This is a genomic window from Mycobacteriales bacterium (genome assembly GCA_035533475.1).
Taxonomy (GTDB): domain Bacteria; phylum Actinomycetota; class Actinomycetes; order DATLTS01; family DATLTS01; genus DATLTS01.
In genome coordinates, this window is record DATLTS010000058.1 from 1 (window position 1) to 26,695 (window position 26,695).

The 26,695-nt window shown below is 71.1% G+C and carries 22 protein-coding genes, 2 pseudogenes and 4 riboswitches; of the genes and pseudogenes, 9 read left to right on the plus strand and 15 right to left on the minus strand.

The annotated features are described in order from the left end of the window. Nucleotides 1-168: 168 nt before the first annotated feature. Nucleotides 169-801, minus strand: a pseudogene (locus VNG13_14455) (reverse transcriptase domain-containing protein). Nucleotides 802-1,456: 655 nt separating this feature from the next. On the opposite strand from VNG13_14455, the pseudogene VNG13_14460 reads away from it, so the two are divergent. The 5 genes and pseudogenes from VNG13_14460 (at nt 1,457) to VNG13_14480 (ending at nt 6,909) form a co-directional block, all read left to right on the plus strand. After that, nucleotides 1,457-1,999: pseudogene (locus VNG13_14460) on the plus strand (IS630 family transposase). Further along, a riboswitch (Fluoride riboswitch) is annotated at nt 1,990-2,053 on the minus strand. Its footprint overlaps the pseudogene before it by 10 nt. A 246-nt stretch (nt 2,054-2,299) precedes the next feature. After that, nucleotides 2,300-2,761 carry a hypothetical protein gene (locus VNG13_14465; GenBank protein ID HVA61718.1) on the plus strand — a complete coding sequence of 154 codons (462 nt, stop codon included), beginning with the start codon at nt 2,300-2,302 and terminating at the stop codon, nt 2,759-2,761. A 384-nt stretch (nt 2,762-3,145) separates the two neighbouring features. Next, nucleotides 3,146-3,207: riboswitch (Fluoride riboswitch) on the plus strand. Between the two features lie 20 nt (nt 3,208-3,227). Beyond that, nucleotides 3,228-4,838 carry a DNA mismatch repair protein MutS gene (locus VNG13_14470; protein HVA61719.1) on the plus strand — a complete coding sequence of 537 codons (1,611 nt, stop codon included), beginning with the start codon at nt 3,228-3,230 and terminating at the stop codon, nt 4,836-4,838. Continuing rightward, the gene (locus VNG13_14475; protein ID HVA61720.1) at nt 4,835-6,394 is read left to right on the plus strand and encodes a DNA mismatch repair protein; all 1,560 of its coding nucleotides are present in this window, start codon (nt 4,835-4,837) and stop codon (nt 6,392-6,394) included. The genes VNG13_14470 and VNG13_14475 overlap by 4 nt, the downstream gene beginning before the upstream one ends. Nucleotides 6,395-6,567: 173 nt before the next feature. Next, nucleotides 6,568-6,909 carry a hypothetical protein gene (locus tag VNG13_14480; protein HVA61721.1) on the plus strand — a complete coding sequence of 114 codons (342 nt, stop codon included), beginning with the start codon at nt 6,568-6,570 and terminating at the stop codon, nt 6,907-6,909. 118 nt (nt 6,910-7,027) lie between these two features. Here the strand turns inward: VNG13_14480 and eno are convergent, their stop codons facing one another. The 3 genes from eno to VNG13_14495 all read right to left on the minus strand — a co-directional run bounded on the left by eno (nt 7,028) and on the right by VNG13_14495 (nt 10,639). After that, nucleotides 7,028-8,287 (minus strand): phosphopyruvate hydratase, encoded by a 1,260-nt coding sequence (gene eno / locus VNG13_14485; GenBank protein ID HVA61722.1) that lies wholly within the window; start codon nt 8,285-8,287, stop codon nt 7,028-7,030. A 103-nt stretch (nt 8,288-8,390) separates the two neighbouring features. After that, nucleotides 8,391-9,659: an MFS transporter gene (locus VNG13_14490; GenBank protein ID HVA61723.1), complete on the minus strand. Its 1,269-nt coding sequence runs from the start codon at nt 9,657-9,659 to the stop codon at nt 8,391-8,393. Then, on the minus strand, nt 9,656-10,639 hold the full coding sequence (locus VNG13_14495) for a hypothetical protein (protein ID HVA61724.1): 984 nt from the start codon (nt 10,637-10,639) through the stop codon (nt 9,656-9,658). The genes VNG13_14490 and VNG13_14495 overlap by 4 nt, the downstream gene beginning before the upstream one ends. Before the next feature lie 13 nt (nt 10,640-10,652). Further along, nucleotides 10,653-10,716: riboswitch (Fluoride riboswitch) on the minus strand. Between the two features lie 310 nt (nt 10,717-11,026). Between VNG13_14495 and VNG13_14500 the strand changes: the two genes are divergently transcribed. Beyond that, nucleotides 11,027-11,353, plus strand: coding sequence for a hypothetical protein (locus tag VNG13_14500; GenBank protein HVA61725.1), 327 nt, complete (start codon nt 11,027-11,029; stop codon nt 11,351-11,353). A gap of 55 nt (nt 11,354-11,408) precedes the next feature. Here the strand turns inward: VNG13_14500 and VNG13_14505 are convergent, their stop codons facing one another. Further along, nucleotides 11,409-11,924 carry an NUDIX hydrolase gene (locus VNG13_14505; protein ID HVA61726.1) on the minus strand — a complete coding sequence of 172 codons (516 nt, stop codon included), beginning with the start codon at nt 11,922-11,924 and terminating at the stop codon, nt 11,409-11,411. A 261-nt stretch (nt 11,925-12,185) separates the two neighbouring features. Further along, nucleotides 12,186-12,248: riboswitch (Fluoride riboswitch) on the plus strand. 87 nt (nt 12,249-12,335) lie between these two features. Between VNG13_14505 and VNG13_14510 the strand changes: the two genes are divergently transcribed. From VNG13_14510 to VNG13_14520, 3 genes are all read left to right on the plus strand, one after another. Then, nucleotides 12,336-12,722, plus strand: coding sequence for a DUF3040 domain-containing protein (locus VNG13_14510; GenBank protein ID HVA61727.1), 387 nt, complete (start codon nt 12,336-12,338; stop codon nt 12,720-12,722). A 143-nt stretch (nt 12,723-12,865) separates the two neighbouring features. Further along, nucleotides 12,866-14,467 (plus strand): DNA mismatch repair protein MutS, encoded by a 1,602-nt coding sequence (locus VNG13_14515; protein ID HVA61728.1) that lies wholly within the window; start codon nt 12,866-12,868, stop codon nt 14,465-14,467. Then, nucleotides 14,464-16,026 (plus strand): DNA mismatch repair protein, encoded by a 1,563-nt coding sequence (locus tag VNG13_14520; protein HVA61729.1) that lies wholly within the window; start codon nt 14,464-14,466, stop codon nt 16,024-16,026. Before VNG13_14515 ends, VNG13_14520 begins: the two co-directional genes overlap by 4 nt. On the opposite strand, the gene VNG13_14525 is transcribed toward VNG13_14520, so the two are convergent. The 10 genes from VNG13_14525 to VNG13_14570 all read right to left on the minus strand — a co-directional run bounded on the left by VNG13_14525 (nt 16,005) and on the right by VNG13_14570 (nt 26,521). Further along, nucleotides 16,005-18,017, minus strand: coding sequence for a proton-conducting transporter membrane subunit (locus VNG13_14525; GenBank protein HVA61730.1), 2,013 nt, complete (start codon nt 18,015-18,017; stop codon nt 16,005-16,007). The genes VNG13_14520 and VNG13_14525 overlap by 22 nt on opposite strands. After that, nucleotides 18,014-18,532, minus strand: a complete 519-nt coding sequence (locus VNG13_14530) for an oxidoreductase (GenBank protein ID HVA61731.1) — start codon at nt 18,530-18,532, stop codon at nt 18,014-18,016. The genes VNG13_14525 and VNG13_14530 overlap by 4 nt, the downstream gene beginning before the upstream one ends. Next, the gene (locus tag VNG13_14535; protein ID HVA61732.1) at nt 18,529-18,873 is read right to left on the minus strand and encodes a hypothetical protein; all 345 of its coding nucleotides are present in this window, start codon (nt 18,871-18,873) and stop codon (nt 18,529-18,531) included. The genes VNG13_14530 and VNG13_14535 overlap by 4 nt, the downstream gene beginning before the upstream one ends. Then, a complete protein-coding gene (locus VNG13_14540) occupies nt 18,873-20,399 on the minus strand; it encodes a nickel-dependent hydrogenase large subunit (GenBank protein ID HVA61733.1) in 1,527 nt (508 codons plus the stop codon). Before VNG13_14540 ends, VNG13_14535 begins: the two co-directional genes overlap by 1 nt. After that, complete coding sequence (locus VNG13_14545) at nt 20,396-21,877, minus strand: proton-conducting transporter membrane subunit (protein HVA61734.1); 1,482 nt, start codon at nt 21,875-21,877, stop codon at nt 20,396-20,398. The genes VNG13_14540 and VNG13_14545 overlap by 4 nt, the downstream gene beginning before the upstream one ends. Beyond that, nucleotides 21,874-22,548: a hypothetical protein gene (locus VNG13_14550; GenBank protein HVA61735.1), complete on the minus strand. Its 675-nt coding sequence runs from the start codon at nt 22,546-22,548 to the stop codon at nt 21,874-21,876. Before VNG13_14550 ends, VNG13_14545 begins: the two co-directional genes overlap by 4 nt. A gap of 1 nt (nt 22,549) precedes the next feature. Further along, nucleotides 22,550-23,503 (minus strand): NADH-quinone oxidoreductase subunit H, encoded by a 954-nt coding sequence (locus VNG13_14555; GenBank protein HVA61736.1) that lies wholly within the window; start codon nt 23,501-23,503, stop codon nt 22,550-22,552. Between the two features lie 128 nt (nt 23,504-23,631). Continuing rightward, nucleotides 23,632-24,027 (minus strand): DUF190 domain-containing protein, encoded by a 396-nt coding sequence (locus VNG13_14560; GenBank protein HVA61737.1) that lies wholly within the window; start codon nt 24,025-24,027, stop codon nt 23,632-23,634. Then, nucleotides 24,024-24,500, minus strand: coding sequence for a universal stress protein (locus VNG13_14565; GenBank protein ID HVA61738.1), 477 nt, complete (start codon nt 24,498-24,500; stop codon nt 24,024-24,026). Before VNG13_14565 ends, VNG13_14560 begins: the two co-directional genes overlap by 4 nt. Further along, nucleotides 24,500-26,521: a proton-conducting transporter membrane subunit gene (locus tag VNG13_14570; GenBank protein ID HVA61739.1), complete on the minus strand. Its 2,022-nt coding sequence runs from the start codon at nt 26,519-26,521 to the stop codon at nt 24,500-24,502. Before VNG13_14570 ends, VNG13_14565 begins: the two co-directional genes overlap by 1 nt. Between the last annotated feature and the right edge of the window lie 174 nt (nt 26,522-26,695).

The following is a 26,695-nucleotide window of genomic DNA, read 5'->3' on the forward strand; positions in this document are numbered from 1 at the left end:
ATGGAACCAAGACCCCGAGCTGCTCAGCTGGCTCGCCAACCTCTGACCGCGCCTGGGTTATGCGCAGCGTCCGGTCGCCACCACCGCCCTCACCAGCGGCAACAGCCCGGCGCTACGCATAACCCAGCGCTGTTCATAGGGCGGGTTATGCGCAGCTGCGCATAAGTGCCCCTGCGGGGTGCCCGTACTGGTGTTCCGAAAGAAGCCCTCTTCACTGAGCAGGCCAGCCTTCAGGAACGCCTTCACCAAGGCAAGCAGACGCTTGTCTCCGACTCGCTTCCGCACCCGCCCCATCAGGGCGGAATGCGAAATCTCGTCGAAGCACGCTTCGATGTCACCTTCGAGCACCCACTCATAGGAGCGGGAGGTGAACTGGTGAATCTCCGCGATCGCGTCGTGCGCCCGGCGCTTCGGACGGAACCCGTAGGAGCACGGGTGGAAATCCGCCTCGAAGATCGGCTCCAGCACGAGCTTGAGCGCAGCTTGCACGGTCCGGTCCCGCGCGGTCGCGATCCCGAGCCGGCGCAGCTTGCCGCCGGCTTTGGGGATCATCCGCTCCCGTGCGGGCTGCGGGGTGAACCGCCCGGCTTTGAGATCATCTCGCAGCTCGGTGAGGAACCCCACCACGTCATCGACGTCGCGTGGCTTGACGCCGTCGATGCCGGCCGTTCGGCTGCCCTGGTTGCCCCGCACCCGACGCCAGGCCACCAGCAGCGTGGCCGGGTCGGTGACGAGGTTGAACAGATCATCAAACCGACGGTCGTGATCGAGAACCGCCCACTGGTGCAGCTTGGTCTGCATCCGCAGTACCCGTGCCTCCGCCTCCTCGGCGGTCGGCCACGGCGCGCCGGTGTTCACCGGCGACCTCCTACCCTGACAGTGCCTGCGCTGCGAATCCGCTGCCGCCCTTCCCCATGTGACCGGCTCTCCCGGCCTCGGAGTACTACGGCGGCTCCGCCACGCCCTGCCCGCCATAGCGGTCGACGCGCCTTCCCGTCGCCGGCCTGGCCGGCCGGTCGGCAGGTATCGGTCAGGACGCTTCCCACGTTCACCGTGTCCCGGTCGTCGGGTTAGGTGCCCAGCTTTGCCCCTGCGGCCTCGCCGTGAGTACGCCGCAGACCTTCCTCACGGCCTCCCCGCCGGCCTCTTCACCCGACGCGGGAGTCGCCCACCATCGGTGGGCGCGCACCGCTCCCCGGCCCATATCCACCAGGTTGGAGCCGGTGTATCTCTTGAGAGGCGTTACACGCTGGTTCCTCACGTACACCTTCCCGTCTCGCTTGCCGGACCCGGATCGTCTGGCAGTACCAACCCGTCCCGGCGTTGTCAGGGCTGCTCCCACCCTCCCCGGCGTCACCCGGCTCAGGCTGCCCTCAGCTTCGCCGGACTGCTGCGACAGCCCGGCGACGAAGGTCTTTCACCTCCATCCGAACCACACGGCGCCTCGTGGCGCACGAAGAGCCAGATCCAGGCCCTGGATCGCACTGCGCCGATCTTGCCGATGCGCCCGGGACTGCCAGAGAAGGCCACCCACGACTACAAGCGCAACGGGACCGCGACCTTGTTCGCGGCCCTAGAGGTCGCCACGGGCAAGGTGACCGACGCCTGCTACGAGCGGCACGGTAAGGCAGAGTTTTTGAACTTCATGCAGCAGGTCGCGAAGGCCTACCCGCGCAGAGAACTCCACGTGGTGCTCGACAACTACCACACCCACAAGCACCCAGAAGTCCAGGCCTGGCTGACCAAGAACCCTCGGATCACGCTGCACTTCACCCCCACCTCAGGCTCCTGGCTGAACATGGTCGAGATCTTTTTCGGGATCATCACTCGGCAGGCCATCCGCCGCGGGACCTTCGCCAGCGTCAGAGAACTCATGGCCGCGATCAGCCGTTTCATCGACGGCTGGAACGACCGCTGCCACCCGTTCACCTGGACCAAAACAGCCGACGAGATCCTGCCCCACGCCACCCGTCAAGCAACTTCAGACGCGCGACACTAGCGGCCATCAGCGCCGGTTGGCGCGGTTGCGGCGGGCTACATCGCCGGACCCTGTGGTCCACACGAGCGTACCGCCGGCCCGTCACGCTGTCAGCCCGGGCAGCATCGCCGGGACGCTCCGCATCCGCGTAGTAGGCGTCAACGATCGTGCGCCGCTCGGCTTCGGCCTTGGCTCCCGGCTGCCGAGAACCCAGCTCGGGCCGTCGTGTCTCCGGGGTCTGTCTCGTGCGGTGCGTGGCTTTGCTAGCGTCGAGCCGCCGATCGGTTGCCGCCGGGCGGCGTGGAACGGAGGCGAGCACGGATGGTCGTCCAGGTGGCGTGGGCGGATCGTCGGATCGAACTGGCGACCGCGATCTTCGATGTGAACGGCACACTCACCTTGCACGGAGAACTCATCGACGGGGTGGCCCCGCGGATGCAGCGGCTGCGCCAGATCCTGCAGGTTCTGCTCGTCTCCTCGGACAGCTACGGAACGCTAGAGGCGGTCGCCGACGCGTTACAGGTACCGGCTCGCCGCGCGCAGAACGCGGCCGAGAAGGCGGCCATCCTGGCGGAGGTCGGGCCATCCACGTGCCTAGCCGTCGGCAACGGCAACAACGATCTCCTGCTGCTACGCGACGCCGCGCTCGGCATCGCGGTGGTCGGGCCGGAGGGGGCGGCGCCGGCCCTGTTCGCTACCGCGGACATCGTGTGCGCCGCGATCGCGGACGCCCTCGACCTGATCCTCGAGCCGCTGCGGCTCAGTGCCACCTTGCGCCCATGAATCGCGGGTCGGGATCGGGGCGCCGGCGCAGTTCCTGTCCGATCCGAAATCGGCGGTAGCCCCCCGGGCGTCGGCCGGAGGCCGGAGAGGGTGCTTCCAGCGGCCGGCGGTCGGCGGCGAGACGCGCCGCGCCCCGGGCTCGGACTGGCCCGCGACTCCACTCCGGTCGCCGGTCGGCCCTCGACGGGTCGAGGCCAGGCTGCCGCGGGTTCAACGGGTCGACGCTGCGCCCGCCGCTCACCCCGCCAAGCGCAGCTCGGTCAACGCCTTTACCTGCCGAGCGAATGAACCGGAGCGGCACGAGCGTCGCCTCATCCTCGTTCGCATCGATCGGTTCCTGGCCCGCCGAGGCACGGCGCACCGATGGGTCAGGTGCGCCTATGATGTGGAGGTGGCGATGGAGTTCGCCTAGGGCCGCCGCCGCGGCTGATGACTCCTGCTGGCTTGGTGCACGGCAGGAGGACCTGTGGCCGCTGGGAGCAACGCGAAGACCGTCGCCGCGGGCTCCCAGTCGGGCCTGGCGCGCGCCGCGGAGCCTCGTCGGGTACCGAGTTTGCTGTGGCCGGTCGACCTCGACGCGAGGATCGTCGAGGCGGCGAGCGAGCCCGACTACTTCCATGATCTGAACCTCGATCAGCTGGCTGGGCAGCTGCTGGCCGGAGTGGACCAGGGCGATCGGCTAGCGGATGTGCTCTACAGCCCACTCGGCAGCGCCGACGTCGTCTACTACCGGCAGGAAGTGTTCCGGGACCTGGAGGACCCCCGGGTCGACGACGCGCTGCGGTTGTTTGTGGACCGGATGGATGACGTCCACCGCCACTTCGCGAACCTGGAGAAGAGGATCGACCGCTACGAGCGGGACGCGTGGTTTGTGGACGCCGCGAGCCTGTATTGCCGGGCGCTGCGCGACCTCGTCGATGTTCTGGACGCCGCGGAGCTGCGTTCACGAGGGCTGACCGCCGTCCGCGATGCGCTGGATGACTACGTGGCATCGGAGCCATTCGTTCGGCTGCTCGGAGAGGCGACCGACGCGCAAGCCGCGCTGACCCGGGTGCGCTACTGCATCCGGGTCAAGGGGAGCCGGGTGGAAGTCAGCCGCTACCAGGGTCAAGAGGACTACAGCGTCGAGGTGGGGGAGACGTTCCGCCGCTTCCAGCAAGGCGAGGTCAAAGACTACCGGGTGCAATACCGCAGCGAACCTTTTCTCGGTCACGTCGGCTCTCACATCCTGGAGTTGCTGGCTCGGCTGTTCCCTACAGAGTTCAGCGGCCTCGACGAGTTCTGCGCCGGCCACGCCGACTTTCTGGCCGAGCAAGTCAACCGGCTGGCGTTCGAGTCCGGCTTCTACCTCGCGTACCGCCGGTACATGGCTCCGCTCGTCACCGCCGGGCTGCCGTTTTGCTATCCCACGATCGACGAGTCCTCCGGGGACATCGAGGCCGAAGGCGCGTTCGACATCTGCCTGGCCAGCATGCTGGTGGCCGAAGGGAGACAGGTCGTACAAAACAGCCTTCGGCTGGACAACGCCGAACGCATTTTCGTGGTCTCCGGCCCGAACCAGGGCGGCAAGACGACGTTCGCTCGCATGTTCGGGCAGCTGCACCACCTGGCAGCCGTCGGCTGCCCGGTGCCGGGTGCGACGGCCCGGCTAGGGCTGTTCGACCGCATCTTCACGCATTTCCAGCGCGAGGAGCAGGTGTCGGACCTGCGCGGGAAGTTGGAAGACGACCTGGTCCGGATCCACGCGACCCTGCAGGTCGCGACGGCGCGGAGCATCGTCATCCTGAACGAGATCTTCACGTCGACCACCCTGGACGACGCGCGGCTGCTCGGCGCGGAGATCATGCACAAGCTGATCGACCGGGGGGTGCGCGGGGTGTACGTCACCTTCGTCGACGAGCTGGCCAGCATCGGGCCCGCTGTCGTCAGTGTGATGAGCGAGGTGGTGCCGGACGATCCCGCCCGCCGCACGTTCCGGATCATCCGCGCCCCCGCCAACGGCCTCGCCTACGCGCTGGCTATCGCCGCGAAGTACGACCTTACCTACGAGCGTCTGCGGAACAGGCTCGTACGGTGAAGGTGCATCTGCTCTACCGCGACCGGGACTTCGACCTCGACGCCCCGTTGCCGGCCACCCACGAGGATCTGACCCGGGACCTCGATCTGGCCACCGTGGTGCGGGCGATGGCCGGCGGCGACAGGCTCCTGGCCGCGGTAGCCAGCCGCGTCCTGCTGACCAGCCTGACCGACCCGCAGGACATCCGCTACCGCCAGGAGATCCTGCGGGACTTGCTGGCCCAACCGGATATCGCCCGCGAGGTCTATACCGTCACGGTGGAGGCCCTCGAGCAGCGTCGATCCATCTGGGGCTACTCCGCCACCTCGCGACCCTCCCTCATCCTCTCCGGCGCGGTCGACTACCTGCAGAGCTACGTGGGCTACCTCAAGCGACTACGGGCCATCGCCGACGAGCGGCACGACAGCGTGCACTCGGCGGGGATGGCCAGCTTCTTTCGGGCTCTGCAAGAAGAGTTGGACGACGCCTACTTCCACACCGTGCAGTGCCACCTCCAACGCCTGCAGTTCCGCGACGGGCTGCTGCTCAGCGCCGAGCTGGCTCGCGATAACACCGGCAGGAACTATCTCCTGCGCACCCCGGAGAGGGACAGACCGGGATGGAAGCAAAAGCTCGGGCTGACCGAGCGCACGTCGTACTCGTTCACCGTCCCGCCACGCGACGACGCCGGGGGGCAGGCACTTGACGAGCTGACCAACCGGGGGACGAACCAGGTGGCCAACGCGGTGGCCCAAGCCGCCGACCACATCAAGAGCTACCTCACCGCCCTGCGCACCGAGCTCGCCTTCTACGTCGGCTGCCTCAACCTGCACGACCGGCTCACCGAAGCCGGCCAACCTACCTGTCTGCCAGATGTCCGCCCGACAAGCGAGGCAGCCCTCCGCTGCCGAGACCTGCGGGACCCCTCGCTCGCGCTGCAGTCGAGCCACCCGATGATGGTGGGCAACGACGCGGACGCCACTGGCAGGTCCCTGGTCATCGTCACCGGCGCCAACTCGGGAGGGAAGTCCACGTTCCTGCGCAGCATCGGGCTGGCGCAGGTCATGGCGCAGGCCGGGATGTTCGTCGCGGCGTCGGACCACTGTGCCAGCATCTGCTCAGGGGTGTTCACCCACTTCATCCGGGAGGAGGACGCCACCATGCGGGCCGGGCGGCTGGAAGAGGAGCTGGCCCGGATGAACGCCCTCGTCGATCACATCCAGCCCGGCGCCCTCGTGTTGTTCAACGAATCGTTCCATTCCACCAACGAGCGGGAAGGCTCCGAGATCGCCCGCCAGATCGTGCGTGGCCTGCGCGAGGGGGGCGATCGAGTCGTGTTCGTAACCCACCAGTTCGACTTCGCCACCGGTTTCCTTGCCGAGGACGGCGTCTCGGCGCTGTTCCTGCAGGCCCGCCGCCGGGCCGACGGTCAGCGCGACTACCACCTCGTCCCCGGACCGCCGCTTCCCAGCGCCTACGGAGCCGACCTCTATGACACGGTTTTCGGCGAGCCGCTACCAAGGACTGCGCCGACGGGATCGAGCCGCTCCTTGGAACCCGGCTGGACCGAGCCCTAGGACTGGGGTATGGCGCTACACAATTCGGTCGGTCACGATCACGAACTCGGCCGCTACCGCACCCTGCGTGCCGCGTGCCGCGCGCTCGCCTGCGCCGCGAGCCAATGCAGCGCCTTCCGGCGTGCGTTCACCGCCGCACCCCCGGTCGAGCGTCTGCCCGATCCGATCCCCGGGTGGCCGGCGAACCAGCAGCGTCGGTCATGACCAGCGGGACGCACGAGTTCCTGCCGTTCGACGACGATCGGTGGCAGTTCGACACCGCCATCTGGCGCGGCGTCACCAATGGTCTGCCTGCGCTGCGCTGGGCGCCGATCCTCGACATCGACGCCGGCGTCGTGACCGGGTTGCTCGCCGCGCTCGCAGCGGGCAACGTTCCGGCGCGCGCCGAATCGCTTGCCCGCCTGGGATCCCGCGACCGGTGCTGGCGGGTGTGGGTCGACGCCGTCACCTACTCACGGGCCGAAGACATCCTGCGCGCGGAGCTCTCCAGGCACCCGCCCTCGGCCCCGCGATGAGCGAGACGCCGGCAACCTGTCGCGTCGCTACTGTCGCCCGACCCGGCGAAGCATCGCCGTGGGCGCCCCGGGTGACAGTGTTCGACTCCTGGCCCGGTGGAAACCGGCGTCGGGGGGGCTACGCCAGCCCGTAGGCGAGTCGTTCCGTGTCCTCGATCTCGATCAGCCGGTTGTACTTTGCCACCCGCTCACCGCGCGCGGGCGCCCCGGTCTTCATCTGGCCGCAGCCGGTGCCGACCGCGAGGTCGGCGATGAAGCTGTCCTCGGTCTCGCCGGAGCGGTGAGAGACGAACTGGGCCCAGCCGGCCTCCCGGCAGGTGCGCATCGCGGTCAACGCTTCGGTGACGGTTCCGATCTGGTTGACCTTGATCAGGCAGGCATTCCCGACGCCGCTGCTGATCGCCTCGGCGATGATGGTCGGGTTGGTGCAGAAGATGTCGTCGCCGACGAGTTCGATCCGCTCGCCGAGCCGCTCGGTCAGGACGCGCCATCCCTCCCAATCCGATTCGGCCAGCCCGTCCTCTAACAGCCACACCGGGTAGCGTTCGACGATCTCGACGTAACGCTCGACCAGATCGGCGGTCGACAGCGCCTGCCCGGCGATGTGATAGCTGCCGCCGCGGTAGAACTCGCTCGATGCGGGGTCCATCGCCAGGGCCACCCCATCACGCCCGGCCCGGTACCCTGCGTCGCCGATTGCGGCCAGGAGAAACTCGAGAACCTCCTCGGGTGTCGTCAACGCCGGGGCGAACCCACCTTCGTCGCCCAGGCCGGTCGAGAACCCCTTACCGGCAAGGTTTCGGCGCAGCGCCGCGTAGATCTCGGCGCCGGCTCGGACCGCCTCGGCCACCGTCGGGGCACCGAGCGGAGCCACCATGAATTCCTGGAAGTCCAGGTCGTTAGGCGCGTGGACTCCGCCGTTGACCACGTTGAAGTGCGGCACCGGCAGTCGCGGCTCGCCGACCGACCCGGCGAACGTTCGCCACAGCGGGAGCCCGGCGGCCGAGGCCGCAGCCCGGGCGGCCGCCATGGACACGCCGACGATCGCGTTCGCCCCGAGCCGGGACTTGGTCTCGGTCCCGTCGAGTTCGACGAGGAGCTGGTCGACGGCGGCCTGGTCGGGGAAGCTGCGGCCACGGAGCGCGTCCGCGATCTCCCCGTTGACGCTGCCGACGGCGCCGAGCACACCCTGCCCGCCGTAGCGGGCGGGGTCGCCGTCTCGGAGTTCGACGGCCTCCCGGGTCCCGGTAGACGCCCCCGCGGGAACCCCGGCCCGGACGGGCGGCCCGTCGACAGGGGTCAAGGTCACCGCGAGGGTCGGCCTGGCCCGGGAATCCAGAATCTCGACAGCATGCAGGTCTCGTACGGTGATCGTCACCCGTGCCTCCTCCTCTCTTCTGCCAGCGTGGCGCCGACCCGCCCGGGCCGCCCGGGGCGAAGGTCACACCCGCCTTGCGGTATCGGCTGAGAGTCGGACGTGATCACCGCCGCGCCTCGGCCTGGCGACGCGCAGCGAGGAAGAGCGGCAGCGCGGCCGCCTCGGCTACCAGGGAGAAGACGACGAGCGCCGGTAGCGACACGCCGTACAGCAGGCCGATCACCGTGCTGCCCAGGAACCAGGCGATGCCGTAGCCGCCGGTGAAGATCCCGAACGCCGACGCGCGGCGGTCGCGGGAGACCATCGCGGCCACCGCCGCGGGGATGATCGACTCCTGAACGCCCGTCCCCACGCCCCACAGGATGATCCCGACGAAGCTGGTCCAGAAGCCGCCGAGGAAGGCGAGCGGTGCGTAGATCCCGGACAGGACGGTCAGCGGCAGGAGTAGCCGCATGCCGAAGCGGTCGAACAGCCGACCGAACACCAGCGATCCGGCGCCGCCGACGGCCATCGCGACCGCGTAGAAGACGGGGACCAGCGTGGTCGAGACCACCCGCGCCTTCTCGAGGTGGTAGGCGATGAGCGGGAAGTCGGCGAACCCGGCGCCGACCAACGCGGCGCCTGCGAGGTACACCCAGAACACGCGCGGCATCCGTTGGGTGGTGCTGATCCGGGCGGGGCTCGGCTCGAGGTCGGCGGGTCGCGGGTAGGTGACCCGGGCGACCGCGAGCAGAGACAGTTCGATCACGGCAGGAACCGCCAGCAGCGCGAAGGCCAGCTTGTAACGGTGCTGGTCGACGAGCAGGATCAAGGCCACGAAAAGCGGGCCGAAGGTGGCCCCGAACTGGTCGAGGGCTTCGTGCAGCCCGAACGCCCGGCCGTAGCCGATTTCGCTGGCGGCGTGGGAGAGCATCGCGTCCCGCGGGGGGTTGCGGATCGCCTTGCCGACCCGCTCCAAGACGACCAGGACGGCGGCCACCTCCCAGCTCCCGGCGAGGGCGAGCAGCGGCACGACCGACATCTGCAGCAGGTAGCCGGCGATGGTGATGGGCCAATAGCGGCCGGTCCGGTCGGCGCCCGGCCCGGAGATCAGCCGCAGCCCGTAGCCGAGCAGCTCCCCGAAGCCGGTGACCACGCTGATCGCCAGCGCCCCAGCCCCGAGCAGCCCGAGATAGGGCCCGACGATGCTGCGCGAGCCTTCGTAGGTGAAGTCGGCGAAGAAGCTCATCACGCCGATCGTCAGGACGAACGTCAGGGCCTTAGACCGGCTCTTCGCCATCCCGGGCCGGTCGGCCAGCTTGCTGACTGCGAGCCGGGGGACGCCGGCGACTCCGCGCAGGATCGCTGCCGCTCTCTCGACCACGCGGGTCATGGCGGCGGACCGGCGTGCGCGTCGGGCGGCCGACGTGACGAACCTGCACCAAGTGCGTCGACGCGTCGCGGGCGCGACCGGGTGTGCCGGCGAAGGCGGCGCTGTCGTCGAATGAACGGGGACAGGCCGCCGGCGGGGCGGCGTGCCAGGCCGAGCTCGGCCATCCGGCGCCGAATGGTGCCGGCGGGCACTCCGGTGAGCATTTCCAGGTGCACGACGGCGAGCCCGCATCCGACGTACAGGTCACGGATCAGCCCGGGGTCGAGCGGGACGGTGCAGGGGAACCGCTGGTGCAGCGGCCCGGGCTGGTCGACGACGGGTACCCGGTGGTGGGCGAGGACCCGTCGTACCTGCGGGTCGGCGTAGAGGGAGGCCAGGACCCGGACCGACCGGTTCTGGCCGACGTTGGTGCCGCCCGGCCGCACCGGCAGGTTGTGGTCGTGCGCGCTGAAGAGCACTTCGCGGCGGGACCGGCCGAGTCGCTCGCCGATTTCGCTGGCGGTGAGGCCCTGCGCTACGTACAGCGAGCGCAGCGGGCCGGCGGGCAGCCGCTGCCGGTCCTCGCGGTTGGCCCAGCCGCGTGTTCGGGTCGGGATGCCCAGCTGTTTGAGCCGCTCCCGGACCAGCCGTTCGGGCAGACCAAGCTTATCCGCCACCTGGGCGCTGGTCAGACGCTGCCGCCAGTAGAGCTCGACCAGGTCGGCGGCGAGGGTGGGCGGGTCGGGCCGCCTGCGGCGCAGCCGGGGATGGCCGGCGCCCCGGGCGCCGACGGGCACACCGATCGTCCGCAGTCGCCGGGCGACACCGGCCCGATTGGTCCGCAGCAGTTCTGCGATCTGACGGATCGACAGACCCTCGTGCAGATACCGGGCGCTCAGCTTCTCGTCCGAGATCGTCTCGGGCGCGGCTGGCGGGTCGTCGCCAACCGCGTGGGCTGGTGTGGCGGTTGTCTCGGCGTGTTGGCGCCTCGATGGCCGCATGGCTCCTCCTGTCGCCTCGGCAGGAGCCATCAGCCACGGTGTGGCGCTTGTCGGGGAGCTCCATCCCCGCCGATCTGACACTACAACGAATGGCGCTCGCGGTCACCGAGACGGCCGGGGTCCGCGGGTGGCAGGCGAGCGGGACGGCCGCGGGACGCAGGCTGGCGGAAGCCGACGAGGATCGGCGCGTAACGCCGCGGGTTCCGGGCCGCGTGCCACCTCGGCGCTAGATTGTGGGCAGCTCACGACGGCGGAGGGACCCGCCGATTCCGCGGCCGCCCGCCAATGGTTCCTACCCGAACAGCTGCGACGGGTAGGAGGAGACGTGACGGGCACCGGGTGCGACGGCTACCTACCGGTCGGCCCGATGTCCCGTGCGGCGGCCCTGTGCCGAGGTCGCGACATGTCCCGGCGGCCGCGCCGGTGAGCCGGGTCAGCGAAGACGAGGTGCTGTTGGTGTGGCGGGCGGTGCGTGCCTACCGCTCGGGGCGTGCGCCGGGCTGCGTGCCGCGCGGCCGGCCGGCGCGCAGCGACTGCCCGATGTTCGACCGGTGCGAGCGGTGGATGCGTCCCGACGACGACGATGCGCTCAGCCTCGCGGAGACGGTCGAGGAGACCGAGCGTCGCCGCGCGCAGTGGCCGTGCAGCCGTTTGCTCGACGTGCTCGGTCCGGACGTCGTCCGGCTCGGATACGGGCGCGGGCCGCGGCGTTGACGACGGGCCGGCCGGACGCCGCGGGGGTCGGCGCCCGGCCGGGTCCTGGCGGGGCTCACCCCTCGCTGGTCCGGCCGGCAGGGTCCGGGGTCGCCGGCCTGGGGCGCCACACGTTGCCGAGGTAGGGGGCGGTGGCCTCGTCGCCGCGCCGCGCGTGCAGCGCGCGCAGGTGGCCGGCCAACGGCGGCCGCAGATCGAGCGAGGTCAGGTCGGCGAGCGGGACGAACGCCGGGCGCAGGCCGGGCTCCTGCTGGGAGGGCTCGGCCGAGCTGTCGGCGAGCTTGCCGAAGAACACGATCTCGATCGTGTGCAGGCGAGATCCGCGGTGGCTTGCTTCGAGTACGAAGGCGACCCGGGCCGGGTCGACCTCCAAACCGGTCTCCTCCCGCGCTTCCCGGCGGGCGCAGGCGGCGGTCCCTTCACCGTTGCGCGGGTTGCCGCCCGGCAGTACCCAGTCGCCGCCGTACTCGGCGTCGCGCTCGACGAGCAGGACGCCGTCTCGCCGGAACACCACCACCGAGCAGCGCAGGTTGACCAGGCTGCCGTCGACATCCGCGGGCTCGCCACTCACCGCTACCTCCTCGCTGTCGGCGCAGCCGGACGCCACGCATCACGTTGGGGTAGCGGTCATCAGCGCCGGGTCCGGCGCGCTCGGCAGCGAACCGCATCGCTGTCCTGCGGACTCGCCGACCAACCTATCGGATCGGCCGCCCCGGGTCTTGTCCGCGACCCCGGCCCCGCCGGGCGACGAAGTCGGCGACGCCGAGGGCTCGGCTGCCGATCGGGCCCGGGTCGAGTTCTTCCGGCGGTCCCGCTATGCTGGGCACTGACCACCAGGTCCGGCGATGTGGCTCGCCGCAACCGCGCTTTCCGCGCTGACGGCCACTGTCTGGGTCGTCCGTTCCGGCGGACACGACGCAGGGAGTGGGTCGTGGGTAGCTGGGTCAGCGCTCATTCGGCTCTCCGTCGTTGGACGGCGAGGGTGTGGAGCCTAGAACCTCCGGCGGAGGTCCGGCCCGCGTCGCGCGCCGCGCATCCCAGTCGCGGTGGCGGGGCCGACGAAGCGCAGCTGGCCCTGATCGAGCAGCGGTTGGCCGCCGCGGACCCCCAGCTGGCGGCTTTCCTCAGCGGGGCGACTCGGGTCCGCCACTACCGGCGGGCCGTGCTCGCGGTCTTCGCCGTCGCGCCGGCCGTGATCGTGGCCGGTCTGGCCAGCCGTGAGCTGCCCGCGGTCCTGGTCGGTGTCGCCCTCATGCCGGTCACGCCCGTGGCGGCCGGGTTGGTGGCCCGGCGCTGCCGTGACCGGACGGTGGTCTGGCGGCGGTGGGTCCGCGGTCTTCGCGGCGACGCCGACGGCGCGTGCTCATGACGTCGCCCGATCCGGACGGCCCCTCCCCGGCCCGGTCCGGCGTCCCCGCCGGGGCCGGCAGGGGCCGGCGGGGCGGGGCGCGTGGTGCGGAGCAGGGCCGGGACCGTCCCCGTCGGGCGGGGGCCCGGGCCAGCGGAGTGACCGTGACCACCCGCGCCGAGTCGACCCGGGACGTTGCACACCGGGCGGTGGCCGGCTCGGGCCGGCGCGGCCCGTATCGCAGCCTGCTGTTCCTCGACGGCGCCGACGGCCGGGCCGTGGACGCGGCCGCGGCCCCGGCCTGCTTCGTCGACCTGAACCTCGACCAGGTGGTCGCGGCGGTGATCGGCGAGGCGGACGACTACCGGCTCCGTCCGTTGTTCCACATCCAGGTGGACACGGTCGAGGAGATCCGTTACCGCCACGCGGTGTTCGCCGACCTGGACGGGACGCCACTGGCGCGGCGGGTCGCGGTTTTCGCCGAACGGATGCGCGGAAGCCGGGAGTCCCTGCAGCAGGCGGCCAAGCTGCGCAACCCGCACCAGAAACAGCGCTGGCTGCTCGAGGCCGCCGCCGGCTACGCCGCCGCGGTCGCCGACCTGTCGGCGGACCTCGCGCGCGCCCCGCTCGACTCGGCGGGCCTGGCCGGCTTCCGCGACTACGTGTCGGGCTACGCCGACTCGACCGGGTTTCGCACCCTGCAGGCGGACGCCGGGCGGGTCGCGGACGGGCTGGCCGCAGCGCGCTACTGCCTAGGCCTTTCCGCCAACCTCATCCAGGTCCGCCGCTACGACTCCGAGGCCGACTACGGCGCCGAGGTCGAGCAATCGTTCCTCCGGTTCCGTCAACACGATGCGGCCGACCACCAGCACCGGTTCACCGACTGGCCCGAGGTGAACCACGTCGAGGCAGAGATCCTCAGCCGGGTCGCCCGGCTGTTCCCGGCCGAGTTCGCCGACCTCGAATCCTTCCGCAGTGCCCACCGGGACTACCTCGACCCGGTCGTCGGCGCCTTCGACCGCGAGGTGCAGTTCTACCTGCACTACCTCGCCCTGATGGCCCGGCTGCGCGCCGCCGGCCTGCCCCTGTGCTACCCCGAGGTCTCGGCGGACTCGAAACGGACCGAGGCGGTCGACACCTATGACCTCGCGTTGGCCGTCAAGACGGTGGCCGAACGCGTCCCCCTGGTCCGCAACGACGTGTCGCTGTCCGGACGGGAACGCATCGTCGTGGTGACCGGCCCGAACCAGGGCGGCAAGACGACGTTCGCCCGGCTGTTCGGGCAGCTGCACGTGCTGGCCCGGCTGGGATGCCCGGTGCCGGGCCAGCACGCCCGGCTGTTCGTCTGCGACGCGGTGTACACCCACTTCGAGCGCGGCGAGAACCTCACCGACCTGCGCGGCAAGCTGGAGGACGACCTCGTTCGGGTTCGCGACATCTTGGCCGAAGCCACCCCGCGCAGCGTCGTCGTCCTCAACGAGATCTTCACCTCCACCACCTTCCGGGACGCGGTGCTGCTGGGCCGTGCCGTCCTCGCCGAGCTGTCCACGCTCGACGCTCTGGCGGTCTGCGTCACCTTCGTCGACGAGCTGGCCTGCTTCGACGACAAGACCGTGAGCCTGGTCGCCGCGGTCGCTCCGGAGGACCCGGCGGTGCGGACGTTCAAGCTGGAACGCCGACCGGCGGACGGCCGCGCCTACGCCACGGTGCTGGCCGCCAAGCACGGGCTGACCTACCGCCAGGTCAGGGATCGACTGCGCCGATGAAGGTCCGCTTGCTGTTCCGTGACGAGGACCTGGGTGACGACGACGCACTGCCGGCCGGTTCGGCCGACGTGGTGGAGGACCTCGGTCTCGAGACGGTCTTCCACGCGATGGCGGCCTCCGACCCGCTGCTGCGGGAGGTGGCTGCCCGGGTCGTGCTGCGCGGCCTGGCGACGCCGGAGCAGATCCGCTACCGCCAACAGGTGCTCGCCGACTGCCTGGCCCAGCGGGAGACGGTGCGAGTGCTCTACGACCTCGCCGGCGAGGCCCTCACCGCCGAGAAGGGGGTGTGGGGGTTCCTGGCAAGGTCACCCGAAGGTCGGCTGCGCTGGTCGGTGGACATCCTCGAGCGGCTCGTCCCGCACCTGCGCCGGCTACGCGGGCTCGCCGACGCCGGCGTCGCCACGTTCGGCTCCGAAGGGTTCACCACCCTGTTCGGCGTGCTGCGCGCCGAGTTGGCCGACGACTACTTCGACGAGATCCGCCGTCACCTGGCGACGCTGCGCCTCCGCACCGGCGTTCTCGTCAGCGCCGAACTGGGTGCGGGGCTCAAGGGCGTCGACTACCGGGTGCGCCGCGGTCCCGACCAGCGGGTGAGCTGGTGGCGGCGGCTGTGGCCGCCGCGCGCGGACGCTTTCACGGTCGTGATCGCCCCCCGCGACGAGGCGGGCTCGAGGGCGCTGGGCGAGCTGCGCGCCCGCGGCATCGACGAGGTGGCCAACGCGGTCGCCCAGGCGGCGGAGCATGTCCTCGGCTTCTTCGCTGCGCTGCGGACCGAGCTGGCGTTCTACCTCGGCTGCACGCAGCTTTACGACCGGTTGGCCGGCCGCGGCATCTCGATGTGCTTTCCCACGCCCGGCCTCCCGACGCCAGCCTCCCTGTCCGCCCGCGGGTTGTGCGACCCGGTGCTGGCGCTGCGCAGCCGCGGGCAGGTCGTCGGCAACGACCTCGACGCCGACGGCGCCCGACTCGTCGTCATCACCGGGGCGAACCAGGGCGGTAAGTCCACCTTGCTGCGCAGCGTCGCCGTCGGTCAGCTGATGATGCAGGCCGGCATGTTCGTGGCCGCGGCCTCGTTCGCGGCGCGGGTGTGCGCCGGGGTGTTCACCCACTACAAGCGGGGCGAGGACGCCGCGATGGTCAGCGGGAAGTTCGACGAGGAGCTGGTCCGGATGGACGGCGTCGTTGGGCGGTTGACCGCCGGGGATCTGCTGGTGATGAACGAGTCGTTCTCCTCGACCACCGAGACGGAGGGAGCGCAGATCGCCGGCTCGCTGATCGAGGCCCTGCTCGACGAGGACGTCACGGTGATGTGCGTCACCCACTCCTACGAGCTGGCCGAGCGGCTGCGCGGCCGGGGTGACGGGGTGCTGTTCCTGCGCGCGGAGCGGCGCGCCGACGGGGAGCGGACCTTCCGCGTGCTGCCCGGGGCGGCGCAGCCGACCAGCCACAGCGAGGACGTCTACCGGCGAGTCTTCGGCCGGCCCCTCGCGGGTCGTGCCGGCCGGGCGGCTCGCGGCGGTGGGCGGGCCGGGAAGGGCTACAGCGCGCCGAGCAGGTAGGCGAGGAGCAGCACGACGAAGATGTAGAGCAGGTAGAGGTTGACGTCGCCGGATTGGATCGGGCGGACGAGGTCGGCGAGCCACTCGACGGCGGCGACAACCGGCCGGTAGAGGTAGCGCAGGAAGATGGGGGTGACTTCGGTTTCGTAGTGCACCGGGCCGGATCGCCCGGCCGGGTCGTCGGAGGCGCGTCGCAGCGACACGGTGGGGCGGTAGAGCGGGTCGAAGGTGACCCGGACCGGGGCGGCGAAGGTCATCGCCGAGTACTGCATCCGGGGTTCGAACGCGGTGATGCCGCCGTCCCAGACCGGCGCCTTGCGGCTAGTGCCCCGGGGCCGACCGGCGAGGTAGACCAGCAGCGGCATGGTGAGCGCGGCGACGAGGAACGTGGCGAGGTAGGTGGGCGAGAAGGCGGAGAAGTTGGTGTGCGCCGGGATCACGGTGAGGTGCGCGATCACCAGTTCCGGCAGCAGGTGCACCCCGGTGGCAGCGCGCACGGCGCTGGCCAGGGCGGCGAGCATGACGGGGGCGCCGACGCCGAGAGCGACGCAGCCGGCGGCGAGCAGCGCCGGGCCGACGACGGGCTGAGCCTGCTCGGTGGCCTGCGCGGCGGCGCGGGTGCGGGGCATGCCGAGGTAGGGGATGCCGAAGCCACGGACGAACGCGGCCACCGCAAGGCCAGCGGTCAGCCCGAGCACGGCGGCCGCGACCAGGATGAGCGTGCCGACCAGGTGGCTGGGGATGCGCAAGCCCTGGAACAGCCCTTCGAAAATGAGCCATTCGCTGACGAACCCGTTGAGCGGCGGAAGCGCGGCGATGCCGAGGGTTCCGACCAGCCCGGTGACGGTGGTGCGGGGCAGTCGGCGGATCAGCCCGCCGAGCCGGTCCATGTCCCGGGTGCCGGTGGCGTGTTCGACGACGCCGGCGTTGAGGAACAGCAGCGTCTTGTAGGTGCCGTGGTTGGCGACGTGGTAAAGCGCGCCAAGCAGCAGGAACGCCGCCAGGTCGCGCTGGCCGTAGGAGCCGAACGTCATCCCAGCGCCGGCGGCAGTGATGATAATGCCGACGTTTTCGATGGTCGAGTAGGCCAGGAACCGTTTGATGTCGCGTTCGGTCAGCGCATACAGGATGCCGATCACCGCGGACAGCGCGCCGAAGGCCATGGTGAGCAGCCCCCACCAGGCCGGTCCGGGTCCGAGCAGATCGAAGCCGAACAGCAGGATGCCGTAGACACCGAGCTTGACGACGAGTCCGGACAGGAACGCCGACCCGTCAGCGGGGGCGACCGGGTGGGCTTCCGGCAGCCAGACGTGCAGGGGTACCAGACCGGCCTTGAAACCGAACCCGAGGAGCGCCAACACGAAGGCCGCGCTGCGGGTGCCGAGACCCAGGTGCGGGGAGCGGGCGGCGATGGTCGCCAGATCGAGGCTGCCGGTGCGGGCAGCGAGCAGCACGAACGCAGCCACGATGAGCACGAAGCCGGTTTCGGAAAGCGCCAGGAACCAGAATCCGCCCGCGGCCACCTCGTCGCGGCGCTGGTGGCGTACCACGACGAGGTAGGAGAGCAGGGCCATCGACTCCCAGGCGACGAGGAAGACGGTGACGTTGCCGGCGACGAGCACGGCGAGGGCGGCCAGCAGCGCCAGGTTGTAGGCGGCGAGGTAGACGGCGCTGCCGATCCCGGCCGAGTGGTAGCGCGGCTGGTAGCAGCCGATCGCGACGGCGATCAGGCCGAGCAGGGCGATGAAGACGGCGGCGAGCGGGGTGGCCCGGAAGGTCAGCGCGCCGACCGTGGTCGTGCCGCCGGCGGACCCGATGAGCGCATGGTGGGCGACCAGGAGCGTGCCGCCCCCGCCGAGTGCGGCCGCCCCGCCGACGGCGCTGAGGGTGGCGGTGAGCCGGAGCCCGGCTGGGCGGACCCCGCTGACGGCGGCGGCCGCGGCGGCCAGCCAGGCACCGGCGGCGATCGCGAGCAGCACGGTGACCGTCATGGCGGCGAGGTGGGGTCGCCGGTCGCGAAGCGCATTCTGGAGACCTTCTCGGCGAGCCGGCCGACCGCGACCAGCAGCCCCTGCAGCAGGGCGACGGGGCTCGGCGGGCAGCCGGGGATGTAGACGTCGACGGGCAGCACGTCGTCGATGCGGCCGTGCACGTACGGGTCGGATGAGTACACCCCGCCGAGCGCGCAGGCTCCGGTGGCGACCACGATCCGCGGCTCGGGCATGGCGGCGTAGGTTTTGGCCAGGGCCAGGTCGAACGCCCGCACCGCCGGGCCGGTGACGAGCAGCAGGTCGGCGTGCCGCGGCGCCGGGGTGAAGAACAGGCCGAGCCGGTGCAGGTCGTAGTGCGGCGCGGCAAGCAGCCGGATCTCCTGCTCGCAGGAGGCGCAGGAGCCGGTGTCGACGGTACGGATGTGCAGGCTGCGCCGGAACAGTCGGCGGATGTCGGCGGCCAGCGTGGCGGCCAGCTGGGCCGGGTCGCCGGGCGCGTCAGCCATCGTCGTCATCGGGTCTCCTCGGGGAGTCGGATGCGTTTAACGAGCTGGCGGCGGTCGGTGGCGGCCAGCTCGATGACCCCGCTCGGGGTCGCGGCGTCACCGGCGACCGCGAGGCACCGCCCGCAGCCGGTGCAGCCGCCGACGTCGTAGACGAGCGTGTCGTCGCCCTCGATTGACAGGGCGTGGCTGGGGCAGACCGCGACGAGCTCGGCGACCAGCTCGCGGGTGAGCGCCGCCGAAGAAAAGACCGGCGGGCTGGGCAGGGTGGCGGTCCACGGGTCGGGAGGGCCAGCCGGGTAGTGGGTGGTGACCACCCCTCGGCGCAGCCCGCGCAGGAACCACAGCGCCATCAGCGCGCCGTCCCGGCGACGGTGAGCCAGAAGCTGGCCTCGATGATCGGGATGTCGGTGAACACGTTCTGCGCCCGGGCGGCGTCATCGAAGATGCGCCAGTTGCGGGCCGCCGCCGGTCGTAGCCGGGCCCGGCGGATCAGCCCGTCCTCGCCGATGTCGACCCAGGCCAGCGACTCGCCGCGGGCCGACTCCGACCAGCCGAGGCCGCTGCCCGCGCCCGGGCGTGTCCGCGCCGTGCCGTCACCAGCTTCGCCGCCGAGCTCGCCGAGCAGCCGGACGGAATCGGCGGCCTCGGCCAGGAACACCTGGTAGCGGGCGAGCGCGTCGCCGGCCTCCCGTACCGCGAGCTGCGGCCGGTGCACGTCGAAGGGCGGCTGGGGGTGGTCGGTGCGGGTGTCGATGGCGGCACCGGCGGCGCGGGCGACCGGGCCGACGATGCCGAGCCGGTGCACCGCCTCGCCGGTGACGATGCCGGTGGCTTCGAGCCGGTCGAGGAAGGAGTTCGTCTTCGACAGCGCGTCGGTGACCCGCCGCAACTCGCCGTAGGTGCCAGGCAGGTCACGTCGCAGCGCGTCGAGGTCCGGCGGGCGGGTCACCCCCCCGACGTCGAGGACACCGAACAGGTAGCGGTGGCCGAAGACGGCGGCGTTGAGCCGCAGGCACCGCTCCAGCGCGATCTCCGCGTTGGCCTGCCCGACGGACAGTCCGGTGGTCTGGCACAGCGCGACGGTCGCCGCGGCGTGGTTGTACAGCCGTTCGAGCTCCAGCGCGACTGCCCGCGTCACCGCCGCCGCCGCTGGCACGGGCGCGTCGAGGGCGCGCTCGACCGCGTGCACGAACGCCCAGCCGTTCGCCACCGCCGAGAGCCCTTCCACCCGCTCGACGAAGAACAGCGCCTCGGCCGGGCTGCGGCCGGCCAGCCGCCACTCGACGCCGCGGTGCTTGTGCCAGGTGAACAGGAACAGGTCCACGACCTCTTCGCCGCTGGTGACCAGCCCGTAGTACAGCGATTCGACCCCGCTCATCCGCACCGGCCCGAACGGGAACTCGAACGCGTGCCCGCCGACGTCGTGCGAGGCGTGGGTCTCCCGGATGGGCCGGGTCGGCGCCCGGCCGAGGCGGGGCAACCCGGCGCCGGCGTGCGGGGGCATCGCCACCCGGTTGAGCGGCCGGCCGCCGGCAGGGCGCAGCGCGAACTGCTCGTAGATCTCGCATTCCTCGTGGAACGCGGCCGGCGCGATCTCCGACAGCTGCGGGTACGTCTCACCCGCGACCGGGCACTCGACCACCAGGTAGGAGCCTGTCCGGTCCAGTGCCCACACGAGCCGCAGCAGCACGTCGCCGGTACGGTCTCCGGCGGCGGCGAACATGTCGGCGAGCCGCGCGCCCTCGCCGACCAGGACGTGGGTGGCCGTCTCGAGGCCCTCCGGCCGCAGCCGCGCCCGCACGACTCCCGGACCGAGGTCGGTCACCGTGTCGCCGGGCAGGCTCGGCCCGCCCGGCGGCACCGCGCTCGCGCTCATGTCACCGCCCGGATGGCGTGCAGAATCGCGGTGTCCAGCCCGGTCGGGATCCACAGTCCCAGCATCAGCAGCACGCCAAGGCCGGCGACGAGGGGGACTGCGGCGATCAGCCGCGCCGCCCGGTTCGGGTACGGCGCCCGGGGGTCCGTGACGTCGCCGACCCCGAAGACCATGCCGGTGGTCGTGCGGGCGAAGCCGATGAAGGCCACCAGCAGCAGAAGCAGCAGGAACACCGGCAGCCAGGGCGTGCCGGCGGCGAACCCGGCCCGCACGATGGTCAGCTCGGACAGGAACACACCGAACGGCGGTGAGCCGAGGACGGCGAACGAGCCGAGGAGCAGCGCCCCGCCGGTCAGCGGCAAGGCGGTGAGTAGCCCCCGCACCCGGCCGGCGTCACGGGTTCGGTAGCCGAGCACGACGTCGCCGCTGGACAGGAACAGCACTGACTTGCCGACGGCGTGGGTGAGGGTCTGCAGCAGCGCCCCGTACAGGCCGAGGGTCCCGCCGAAACCGAGGGCGACGGCGATGATCCCCATGTGCTCGACGGAGGAGTAGGCGAACAGCCGCTTGAAGTTGCCGCGGCGCACCATGAACAGCACCCCGACGGTGATCGAGGCGAAACCGAACCCCAACAGCACGTTGTGCACGTAGGTGTCGCCGAGACCGACGCTAGCCAGCGCGACGAACCGGATGATCGCGTACATGCCGGTGTTGAGAAGCGCCGCGGACAGTAGCGCGCTGGCCGGGCTGGGGGCCTCGGAATGTGCGTCCGGCAGCCAGGTGTGCATGGGGGCAAGGCCGACCTTCGTGCCGTAGCCGATCACCGCGAACAGGAACGCCAGCCGCAGGCTCGGCGCCGACAGCGCCGCGGCGTGGTGGAACAGGTAAGGCCAGGTCAGCCGCAGGTTGCCGGTCAGGTGCAACGCCGAGGCGGAGTAGAACAGGAACAGGGTGCCGACCAGCGCGATGGTCACTCCGAGCGAGGAGATGATGACGTACTTCCAGGCTGCTTCCAGCGAGGTCGGTTTGCCCTCGAGGCCGACCAGCGCCGCGCTGGCCAACGTGCTGGCTTCGATGAGCACGAACAGCAGCCCGAGGTTGCCGGTGCACAGCGAGCCCAGCATGAGTGCGGCGAACAGCCCGAAGAAGGTGAAGTACAGCCGCACCTGGAACCCGCTCAGCTCACCGCGGGCTTCCTCGCTGCGCAGGTAGGCGGCCGATCCGAAGGAGGCCAGCGCGACGACCAGCGTGATAGTCATGAGGAAGAACGCGGACAGCCCGTCGATGTAGACGAAGCCGTTGAGCGCAAGGAACGGCCCATGCTCGACGATGCGGACCAGCAATCCGATCGACAGGGCGAAGGAGACGATCGACGCCCCGATCGCGGTGTAGCCGGCGCCGCGGGCGCGCGCACCCAGCAGGGCGGCGAGCGTGCCGGCCAGCGGCAACGCGGCGAGTCCGACGATGTAGGCGGTCATCCGCGCAGCGTCCGCAGTTCGCCGGCGCTGGCTTCGGCCAGCTGACGGGTCAGGCCGGACACGAACACCACCATGATCATGACGGCGGCGACCAGGTCGAGGAAGATGCCGGCCTCGACGATGAAGGGAAAGGTCGCGACCAGGGTGATGGCGCCGAGGAAGACCCCGTTCTCCACGATGAGCCAGCCGATGAGCTGGGCCACGGTGTGTCGGCGGACCACCATCTCCAGCGCCCCGAGCAGGATGACGGCGGTCGAGAGCGGCACCACCGCCGAGGCGACCAGCCCCTGCGGCAACAGCTGGGGCCGGATCACCAGGTAGGCGAACGCGGTCAGGGCGCCGCCGATGATCAGGGCGGTGGACAGCCCGGTGGACATGGCGACGTCTCGTTTGAGGTCGAGTCGTTTGATCAGCAGCCGGCGGGCGGCGGTGGGGATCCCGATGCCCTTCACGGCCAGGGTGAGTCCGGCGAGGATCCACAACGGAGTGCTGTCGAAGCGGTAGGCGACCACCGCGGCCGCGACCGAGAGCACCACGGACTGCATGCCGTAGTAGGCGATGTAGCGGTTGAACAGCTTCGAGCCGAGGCAGGCGAACGCGCCGAGCAGGATCAGCACCCCGCACAGGTCGAGCAGCACCCCGGCGAGTGAGGTCGCGGTCAGGCTCTGCATCTCAACGCCCGATCACATACGAGGTGGTGACCCCGACCAGGCCGAGCAGGAACGCGGCGCCGAGGAACTCGGCGATCCGGAAGAAGCGCAGCTTCGCGAACGAGCTGTCGATCACGACGATCACCAGCCCGCACAGCGTCAGCTTGCCGAGCAGGGCGACGATGCCGAGCAGCCCGCCGGTGATGGTCGTGGCGTTGCCCAGCCCCCAGGGGATGACGAAGACGTTCATGAAGATGGACGAGAGCAGGAACAGCTTCATCCAGCTGCCCCACTTGACCAGGGCGTACAACCGGCCGGAGTACTCCAACGTCCGCCCTTCTTCGGTCATGGAGATTTCGATCGTGCCGGTCGGGTTGTCGATTGGGATTCGGCCGTTCTCGACCAGCACGAGCAGGAAGAAGGCGACCATCCCCAGCAGGTGGGTGGGGAGCACGATGACGTCCGGTGAGCTGGCCACCGCGTGGTTCATCAGGTACGGGTTGTCCGAGGCGGACACTGCGCCGACGGTGAAGAACACCAGGATGAACGCGGGTTCGGCGAGGCTGGACACCCAGCTGGCCCGGCTCGATCCCAGCCCGCCGAGCGGGCTGGCGGTGTCCAGGCCGGCCAGCGAGATCACGAAGCTGGCCAGGGTGAGCACGAACGCGCCACCGATGAGATCGGCGAGGAAGGCCAGCGGCAGCGGGTTGCTGGTGATGACCGGCACGATCACCGATACCGTCAGGTAGCAGGAGAACGCGACGAACGGCGCGACGTAGAAGATCCAGGAGGCCTGATCACTGACGGTGGCGGACTTGCGTAGCCACTTGGCCAGATCGCGGTAGGGCTGAACGACGCTCGGGCCCCGCTTGGATGCGACGACCGCCTCCGCGCGGGCGATGACCCCGGCATAGAGCGGGGCGAGCAGCACGACCACGGCGGACTGGAGGATCTGCAGCCCGACCGGTACGGACACTGCGACTCCTACCTTTCGCCCGGGATTACCGAACGGGTAGAAGCCATCAGCCACGCCCATCGGGCGCGGCGTCCGCGAGCCTCATCGCGTCGAGCCCCGCCAGCATAGGGCGGCGCCCGGGCACGGCGTCAAGGAATCGGGTCGGCGGGGGCCCGCTCCGGGTGGTCGAGGGGGCGGATGTAGCGGATCGTCTGCACGTCTTCGACGGTGAGTAGGGCTCCGGGTAGCAGCCCGCGCAACGTCGGCAAGAAGCTGGCGATGCGCTCGGCGGTGTCAACGATGACGAGGGTCATGGGGGTCTCGTCGGCCGCGTGGCGCAGGCCGGTGTGGTGCAGGTGATGGCCGTGTCCGAAACCCTCGAAGCCGGCGAGGATCGTGCCGCCGGCCATCCGCAGCTCGGCGGCCTGCTCGAGTGCTCGGACGATCGCCGACTGCTCGTGCCGCTGCGGGGGCTCGGCGACGTAGGCGGTGAGCCGGCGCAGCCGGCGTTGCACCCGGACCCGCTCGCTGCCGCGACCGGTCACCGTGGCTCGGCGGCGAGCAGGATCGCGAGCCGTTCGTTGCGCACGAGCGTCTCGGTGATGTGACCGACGTGCGGGTGCAGGGCGCCCTCGACGCCGTGGCGGCCGAGGACGACCAGGTCGAAGCCGTGCTCCTCGGCGTAGCCGGCGAGTGTCTCGGCGACCTGACGCCCTTCCACGATGCGCAGGCGGGAGTTGTCGGGGTCGACGCCGGCGGTGGCCTCGGCGTAGCCGCGCTCCAGCTCCTCGCGGGTGGCTTCCTCGGCGCGGCGGCGGCCCCCTTCGGTCTCGGCCCGGCTGGCGGGGACGACGGCGAGGGCGACGACTTCGCCGTGCCCGGCGTCGGCGGCCAGCCGGAGGGCGAGCCGTAGGGCGTGCTGGGCGCTGGCCGAGCCGTCGAACCCCACCAGGACGCGGGTGAACATCCGACCGGCCATCAGCCCCTCCAGTCCGACGCTGTCTCGCTGGTTGGGCACTAGCGTGCCCCAGACGCGGCTACCACGGCAAGTACGGCGATCACCGTGACGAGCAGGTAGCCGATGTAGGCGTCGAGCCGACCGGACTGAAGCCGCTTCACGAGCCGCACCAACGCCATCACGGCGACAAGCATGGGCCGGTAGAGGAACTGCTCGGTGAGCTCGACCACGTCGGTGGTATAGGTCAGGTGCGAGCCGTGCTCGTTGACCTCCGCGTCGTGGCGCAGCTCGTGCCGCGACGCCAGGATGTTCGCCAGCACGTGCCGGGTCGGGGTGGCGAACGCGAACGAGGTGTAGCGGTCACCGCCGGTCACCCCGGGACTGGCGGAGTGCCATGCCGGTACCCGGCGGGTCCGCAGGTAGCCGCCCCGGGTCACGGCGAGCACCGCGACGAGCAGCGTCGCCACGCCGACCGGCAGGGTGATCCACAGCCAGCTCGGTGAGAGCACCGAGAACGGCCGGTAGACGCTGGTGAGCACCCACGGTTGCAGCAGGGCTCCGCGGGTGATTTGGGCGGGCACCACCGGGGACAGCCCGGTCGCGAGGAAACGGACCGTCAGCGGCGCCACCGCCGCCAGGCCCAGGCAGCCGAGGGCGAGCCCGGCCAGCCCGAGCCGGCCGGTGACCCCGATGTCCTCGCCGCGGCGCCCCGGTTCGCGTCGGTCGCCGCCGAGGACGGTGAGCCCGAGCAGCCGCAGGAAGGTCAGCGCCGCGAAGCCGACGGTGAGCGCGAGCATCGCCCCCGCGGTGGCCATCGCCAGGTGCAGCGGCAGGCTGTGCACGCGGAACTGCTGGAGCAGGGCTTCGAGCAGGAACCATTCGGAGGCGAAGCCGAGGGTGGGCGGGAGCCCGGCCAGGGTCAGCGCACCGACGCTGAACGCGGTCCCGCTGTAGGGCAGCCGGCGCCCGGCGCCGCGGATGCCGTCGAGGTCGCTGGTGCCGTAGACCGAGCCGATCGTCGCGGCCGAGGCGAACAGCGCGGTCTTCGCGAACGTGTGCGTCGTCGCCTGCAGGGTCGCGGCCAGCAGGCCGACCGCCTCCAGCCGGGGCTCACCGAGGCTGGATCCGGCCAGCGCGACGGCGAACCCGGTGAGGATGAGCCCGCCGTTTTCGACACTGGAGTAGGCGATCACCCGGTGCAGGTCGGGTTGCACCGCGGCGTGCGCGATGCCGAGCAGCGCGGTGAACGACGCCACGACGAGCAGCCCGACCGCCAACCACAGCGGGGGCGCGCCGAGCACGGCCAGCACCCGCCACAGCCCGTAGAGGCCGACGTTGACGGCGACCCCGCTCATCGCCGCCCGGGCCGGCCCGGGCGCCGCGGCGTATCCCGACGGCATCCACACCTGCAACGGCGCGAGCCCGACCTTGGCCCCGAAGCCGACGACGAGGAGCAGGTAACCGACCTGCCGGCCCGCGGTGTGCGGCAGCCCCGCCCAACCGGCGAAGGACAGCGTGTGCGCGGAGCTGGCAAGCAGCAGGAAGCCGAGCAGCAGCAGTGACCCGGACAGCTTGCCGAAGCCGACGGTGAGGAAGCTGGCGGGCACGTTGTCCCGCTCGGCGCGGTCCAGCGCGGTCAACAGGTAGAACGCCACCGTGAGCAGCTCGTAGGCGAAGAGGAAGCCGAACGCATCGGGGGAGAGCAGCACCCCGGCGGCGGCGAGCAGCAGCAGGGCGTACCCGCTCGCGAGCCCGCGGCCGCGCACCCGGCCGCTGGGGCGGACCCAGCCGGCGAAGACCAGGGACAGGCAGGCCGCGGCCGCGAACATGCCCGTGAGGAACATCCCGGAGAGCCGGTCCAGGGCGAACGCCGGTCCGCCGACGGCCAGCAGGTCCCCGCCGATCGTGCGACCCGGACCGTTGACGCCGAGGACGCCAAGGGCGACGAGCAGCGCAGCACCCAGCGCGCTCGCCAGGTAGGGAGCCACCCGCCGCACCGCGGTGGAGGTGCCGCACACGAGGTCCCACAGCCCGGCGGCGGCAAACAGCCCGAGCCCGCCCCCGAGCAGCCAGCCGGTCACGGCGCCGCCTTTCCGCGCCGGGCAGGGACCCGACCCAGGGCGAGCAGGATCGCGTGCAGCAGCCCGAACGGGCTCGGCGGGGACCCGGGTACCCACACGTCGACGTCCACGGCCGCGCCGATCCCGCCGCGGGTGGCATAGGAGGGGCTCACCAGCCCGCCGCTGATGGCGTCC